Consider the following 1,959-nt stretch of genomic DNA (forward strand, 5'->3'; position numbering starts at 1 on the left):
TAAGGACTGCTACACGTGCATGGATCTCATTCACTTGGCTATCAAAACTCCTTGCACTGAGTTTATCTCCTAATAATTTGATGCAATGCATCTTAGTTTCAACCAAACTTCGACGATGATAGCCTGACCATTTTTTCCATAGTGTCCTGCCTAAACGTTTAATTGTTCTAAGTAATTCATTTCGCTCTAGCGAGCTACTCTTTGTATCTTTCCATTGTTTCGCATTTTTTCTAGGTGGAATCACCGCATGCCCTTGCCGATCTGCAATGACCTGACGGCATTGCTTGGTGTCATAAGCTCCATCGGTATAAACTGAACCGTACCGGGTTTGTCGGAGACTTTTTTATTTTTGTCGGAGACTTTTTTATTTAAGTTAAGCCACCTGACCTAACGGGTTAATCTTATCATAGTACATTGCTTCAAACTCAAAAGGCGACACATAACCCAGTGCACTGTGTACACGCTTTTTATTGAACCAATCTACCCAGTTTAGTGTCGCAAGTTGTACATCTGCTAAACCTTGCCAATCTGCTTTTAAATATGTTTAGTCCCGGCATTTGATGGATCGGATCAATTTTAAAAAGTTCAGGTTCATCTGTCCACTGTTTGCAGATGAATTCGTAGGGAGTCAGGCCCCTGAGTGTTTTGAGTCTGCGGCCGAAGTTGTATGCAGCAATAAAATCAGCAAGGTGAATGCATAGCTGAGTGTGATCGTCGTAATGGAACCGTTTGACAGTAGCTTCTTTAATCGTTCGGTTCATCCTCTCGACCTGTCCATTGGTCCATGGATGCTTAACCTTGGTAAGACGATGTTCAATGCCACATTCAGTACAAACCCGATCAAAGATGTGCTCAGAGGCGTAGCGATCACAGGTGCGGTTCGTGAACTGGATGCCGTTATCTGTTAGCACCGTATGGATTCTATAGGGCACAGCCTTAACCAGATTGCGCATGAACTCCGCGGCTGCCATCTTACTGGCTTTAGTATGCAATTCAGTGAACGCAAACTTGGAAGTGCGATCAATGGCAACGAAGAGATAAAGCTTACCCTGTGCTGTTTGCATCTCAGCGATGTCGATATGAAAGTAACCAATGGGGTAGCTCTTGAAGCGCTTCCTGACAGGGCGATCACCTTGTACCTCAGGCAGTCGTGAAATACCATGCCGCTGTAAGCAGCGGTGTAACGACGAGCGTGTCAGATAAGGAATACTCGGCTGCAATGCATAAAGGCAATCGTCTAGCGGCAACAAAGTGCGTTTTCGAAAAGCAACAATTGCCGCCTCATCTTCAGGCGATAACACGCTTGAGCGAGAATTCTTTGGGCCGGTTGTAAGATCATCTACTGAAGTACGTTTCTTCCATTTTGCGACGGTCTTTTGATTGATGCCGTAACGCTTGGCTAGCGTTCTTAAGCTCTCTTGACTATTTTGTATTGCTCGACGCACTGCCTGTGTCGTTGTGGCGCTGCTGTGTAGAACTTGTCCCATAGTGCTTCCTTCCATTTATCTGAGAATATTGCACCATTAAAATCTGGGACTAAACACCTAGATGTTTTTGCATAGACCCAAGTGTTAAATCATCATTACGATTCTTGCGTACCATACCATGGGCACGTGAAAAAGTAGAAAGCTTATATTTGTACGTCTTACGCCAAAAGGCCAAACAGAAACCGTAGCCTCAGGCAACACCCCTCTCATCATAAAATTATACCAGTCAGTAAAATACCTTTAGATTAAGCATATGTATGTTGGTTATTATTGTTGATTATCACAATAAATTAGTGACCAAAAATAAAAGTACCCCACCCCATCTTAAATTACGTCACACAAAATAAAAACTCTATATAACTGTTATATATAGAGTTTATTAACGTACCAATTGTGTTATTTAGTGTATTTTATGTCGGTGACTCTTGCCAAGGTTGGGGTCGCGAGTTCGAGTCTCGTTTCCCGCTCCAAA

General features: G+C 43.0%; 1 protein-coding gene and 3 pseudogenes. 1 reads left to right on the top strand and 3 read right to left on the bottom strand.

The annotated features are described in order from the left end of the window. From J582_RS0105500 to J582_RS24860, 3 genes and pseudogenes are all read right to left on the bottom strand, one after another. A pseudogene (locus J582_RS0105500) lies at positions 1 to 316 on the bottom strand (transposase); the annotation flags it as partial. Between the two features lie 57 nt (positions 317 to 373). Next, a pseudogene (locus J582_RS26580) lies at positions 374 to 541 on the bottom strand (integrase core domain-containing protein); the annotation flags it as partial. Continuing rightward, complete coding sequence (locus J582_RS24860; RefSeq protein WP_050674840.1) at positions 468 to 1,487, bottom strand: IS481 family transposase; 1,020 nt, start codon at positions 1,485 to 1,487, stop codon at positions 468 to 470. The pseudogene J582_RS26580 and the gene J582_RS24860, both read right to left, overlap by 74 nt. Positions 1,488 to 1,546: 59 nt before the next feature. Between J582_RS24860 and J582_RS26585 the strand changes: the two are divergent. Next, positions 1,547 to 1,675, top strand: a pseudogene (locus tag J582_RS26585) (VF530 family DNA-binding protein); the annotation flags it as partial. Positions 1,676 to 1,959 lie beyond the last annotated feature (284 nt).

The organism is Acinetobacter sp. 1566109 (assembly GCF_000582255.1).
In the GTDB taxonomy this organism is placed as follows: Bacteria; Pseudomonadota; Gammaproteobacteria; order Pseudomonadales; family Moraxellaceae; genus Acinetobacter; species Acinetobacter nosocomialis.